Here is a 4075-nt window from a genome sequence, read left to right as displayed (position 1 = left end):
GCAGGGGCGAAGCCCCGGAGGGATCTTCGCTGTTTAGCCCGCGTGTCGAGGCACGAAGTGCCGAAGACCGCGGGAAAGAGGACCCCGGTAAAGATGTACGACCCCGCTAGGGTGTCGCACATACCAGTCAGGCAATCAGTGCGACACCCTTTCGGGGTCGTATATATAAGGCATATCGCCGCTAACCCGGGGTCTTCGGCACTGCGTGCCTCAACCAACCGGGCTATGCAGAAGTGACCCCTACCGGGGTCCCCTACCGGGTAGCCTTCTGGGTATGGCTTATACATCGGTCAGCGGCACTTCGTGCCTCGACCGATGCCTATGGAGCGGGTATCCTTTCGCATGCCGGCGTGCTATGTGAGCCGATAAGTTTGGGCAGGGCATCCGACGCATCCGACTCGTCCGACCCGTCCGACAAGATAGCGCAATCGGCGGCGTTGCACCCCGCTAGGGTGCTCGGTGTTTAGCCCGAGTGTCGAGGAGGGGCGCAAGCCCCGACGAAGACCCCGGGGAAGATCGGTGGGGAAAAATCCCCTTGACCCCGCCAGGGGTCGCACTATCAAGCCTACCCGGGGAGTGCGACACCCTGGCGGGGTCGTATACCTACTATGCATCTTCGTTTCCCGGGGTCGTCGGAGCTACGCTTCTCCGACACCCGGGCTAAAGGACGACGATCCCTCCGGGGCTACGCCCCTGCGGGATCGGACAGCGAGGCACTTTGACTCTCTACTTTTTATAACGAACAACGATGTCTTCGTCCTTCTGATAGTCCTTCTTCATCTTTTCCCATTCCTCGGCAAACGTCATACTGATATGGTGTTTCTGCTGATCCTTGATATACTCGTAACATCCCGGCACGCGCTCGCGACTGATCGCCTGGGCAAAATAGCCTTTTTGCCAAGAAAAAAGGCCATTGTAGCCTAACGTATCATTGCACAACTTATTCGTGCACTTTTTTAATTCTCTCACGAAGTCAGAAAGACAAAAGGACGGACTTGAAACATAAAACAGAAGGTGCATATGATCGCGTACTCCATTTATAATGAGCGGCACCGCCCCATTGTTCTTGCAGAATGAGATCATATACGGTTGCAGTCGCAACTGTATTGAGGGTGTCAGGAGCCTCATGCGTTGCTTTGTCGAAAATGTGACGTGAAAAAATAAGGTAAAGTAGGTGTCTCTGTTCATAATGGTTAGAGGGTTTAATAGTCAAATCTATTTAGAATCATCCGATTATTCAAATACAGCCTGTCGGGGTGTCTCTCCCCTCGACCCCGGTAGGGGTTGCTTGTAATGGTGATTGGCAAAGGGATTAATGTCCCTACGGGATCGGACGGCAAGGCACCCCGGCAGGGGTGCTCGGTGTTTAGCCCGGTGGTCAAGGAGGGGCGAAGCCCCGACGAAGACCCCGGGATAGATCAGCGGGGAAAAATCCCCTCGACCCCGCCAGGGTGTCGCACTATCAAGCCTACTTAGGGAGTGCGACACCCTGCCGGGGTCGTATTTATTATGATGATCTACCGTTTCCCGGGGTCTTCGGCACTTCGTGCCTCGACACCCGGGCTAAAGGACGACGATCCCTCCGGGGCTCCGCCCCTGCGGGATCGGCAGGCGGCGTTGCACCCCGACAGGGGTACTCGCTCCATAGGCATCGGTCATCCGCGAAGCGGTGACCGATGTACAACGCCCCACCCTGCCCCCCTCGACCCCGCCAGGGCGTCGCCGACCATACATCTCCTTTCACGCCGACCCGCAAGGGGCAAGCAACGGAAATTTCAAGCGCACTTGAAATTTTGATCACGGCAGAAAAAATTTCAGGTGTACTTGAAAATATATACATTTGTACAAGAATTTCAAGCACACTTGACATGATTGAGTCCATACGGAAATACAACTTCTGGGACGAGCGTCCTATCGACTTGGGATACCCACGCGCATTCTACACAGAGAAGATAGGTCAGTACATTGACAACCAACTAATCAAAGTATTAGTAGGTCAGCGTCGTGCCGGGAAGAGCTATATCCTAAGGCAGTTAGCGGCACAGCTGATTGCCAACGGCACCCCTCCCAATAATATCCTTTACATCAATAAGGAATACCTTGAGTTTTCAGACATTCTTGACTATCAAGACCTCGAGAACCTATTTCAGCAATACAAGAAGGACCTCAAGCCACAGGGAAAAGTATTCCTCTTCATCGATGAAATACAGGGCATTGAGGAGTGGGAGCGCTTTGTCAACTCACACGCTCAAGACTATGCTGAGCCTTGCGAGGTGTTTATCAGCGGCTCCAACTCTAGTCTGCTATCTGGTGAGCTTGCGACGTTACTGTCGGGGAGATATGTAGCGTTTGAGATACTCCCTTTTAGTTTTTCAGAGTTCTGTGGCATCACCCGGAGAGAGCCTAATAAAGAGAGTTACTTAGACTTCCTTCAGACCGGAGCCCTGCCGGAGCTCTTCAACCTCCCCAATGATGAGATGAAGCAAAACTACGTCTCCTCGATAAAGGATACTGTTATGCTTCATGACATTGTCGCAAGGTATAAAGTAAAGGACGTGAAGCTCCTGGATGACCTCTTTGTCTATCTGGTCAACAACGCCTCCAGCATCATCTCCATCACCAACATCGTCAACTTCTTTAAGTCACGAAATAGGAAGACAAACTACGAGACACTCTCCAACTACATCTCCTATCTCGAGAGCACGTTCCTCGTGCATAAGGTAGAGAGATATAATATCAAGGGGAAGGAGACTATTTCAGCCAATAGCAAATACTATCTGAATGATCTGTGCTACCACAATTACCTCTACTCCGGATTTGGCTATGGGATGGGGTACTTATTGGAGAACGCTGTCTATTTAAGCCTCAGACGGGCTGGATATCAAGTTTATGTAGGAACAAATAAAGAGGCGGAGGTAGACTTTGTTGCTATCAAGGGAAGCAGGAGACTCTATTTCCAGGTCACGCTACAATTAACGGAGAGAAAGACCATAGAGCGAGAGTACCGCTCTCTTTTGTCGATAGAGGATAACTTCGAGAAGTATGTCGTCAGTTTGGATGACTTCAAGCTTCCAACGAATGAAGGTATTGACCATATTTCGGCTTGGGAGCTTGACAGCATCCTATAACGCATAAAGCCCTACCTCATTACCGCCCCTTGTCCAAACCGTCCGACCCGTCCGATAATATAGCGTACCCCTACGGGATCGGGTAGCACCCCTTGTGGGTGCTCGCTCCATAGGCATCGGTCATCCGCGCAGCGGTGACCGATGTGCAGCGCCCCACCCGTCCGATCCATCCGACCCATCCCACCAGTCCGACCCGTCCGACTTTTCCGATCTATCCGACCTATCCGATCCATCCCACCCGTCCGACTTGTCCCACCAATCCGACAAGTCAGCGCCCTCGTTCGATGAGAGGCTTTACTAAACCCGATATTAGTGATCACTAAACCCGGTATTAGTGTTGACTAATACCGGTAATAGAAAAGCACTAGAGGCAGGGCCGCTTCCACCCTGATCCTCAGCCCACTCCACCACCCCACACCTTGCGAGTAGACAAGAGAGCCAAGTATCCCGATCTACCGGCGTAGAGAAGAGCTGTCTGAGACAGAATCGCTGTCATCAGCCGGGTCAAGAACCGACATACCTACACAAAACAGAAAGAGGGTGCGCCGCAACTCGTGCGACGCACCCTCAATTTACAGTAGCAGGTCTACTCCGGGATTACCATCCGGGATTCTGCTGACCCACAATACTCTCATTAGTGTTGAGGTCGTTGGCAGGAATAGGCCAAAGCATTCGGTAGTCGTCAGCCTCATACTTGTTCCAGGAGCTCTTCTTGAGATGACTCACGGATCCATCCTTACCAGTCTGGGGATTGTCACGAACGACAGGCATATGCCATCTACGCAAATCCCACAGACGGAATCCCTCAAAGGCAAGCTCCCTCGTACGCTCATCCTTAATCAGTTCGTACAGGGCATCGCCAGAGGCAGTAGACTTGTCCAGACCACGACTTACTCTTAAGTCATTGATAAGACCAAGAGCAACAGACTCCTGACCCAAGTTATAGG

3 protein-coding genes are annotated in these 4075 nt (G+C 52.0%); 1 reads left to right on the top strand and 2 read right to left on the bottom strand.

The features are described 5' to 3' along the window. Positions 1 to 726: 726 nt before the first annotated feature. A complete protein-coding gene (locus tag B088_RS08020) occupies positions 727 to 1188 on the bottom strand; it encodes a transposase (RefSeq protein WP_018107911.1) in 462 nt (153 codons plus the stop codon). Between the two features lie 680 nt (positions 1189 to 1868). Here B088_RS08020 and B088_RS08015 point away from each other — a divergent pair. After that, positions 1869 to 3128 carry an ATP-binding protein gene (locus B088_RS08015; RefSeq protein WP_018107910.1) on the top strand — a complete coding sequence of 420 codons (1260 nt, stop codon included), beginning with the start codon at positions 1869 to 1871 and terminating at the stop codon, positions 3126 to 3128. Positions 3129 to 3725: 597 nt separating this feature from the next. On the opposite strand, the gene B088_RS08010 is transcribed toward B088_RS08015, so the two are convergent. Next, positions 3726 to 4075 (bottom strand): RagB/SusD family nutrient uptake outer membrane protein (locus B088_RS08010; RefSeq protein ID WP_038974047.1); only part of this gene is annotated, 350 nt, incomplete at its 5' end.

Origin of the sequence: Porphyromonas bennonis DSM 23058 = JCM 16335 (assembly GCF_000375645.1) — a bacterium.
Taxonomy (GTDB): domain Bacteria; phylum Bacteroidota; class Bacteroidia; order Bacteroidales; family Porphyromonadaceae; genus Porphyromonas_A; species Porphyromonas_A bennonis.
The sequence above is the reverse complement of the archived record's forward strand: the minus strand, read 5'-3'. Positions and strand labels throughout refer to the sequence as shown.

Excerpts from the sequence above, each read along its gene's own strand:
- B088_RS08020 (WP_018107911.1), bottom strand. The coding sequence starts at position 1,188 with ATGAACAGAGACACCTACTTTACCTTATTTTTTCACGTCACATTTTCG.
- B088_RS08015 (WP_018107910.1), top strand. The coding sequence starts at position 1,869 with ATGATTGAGTCCATACGGAAATACAACTTCTGGGACGAGCGTCCTATC.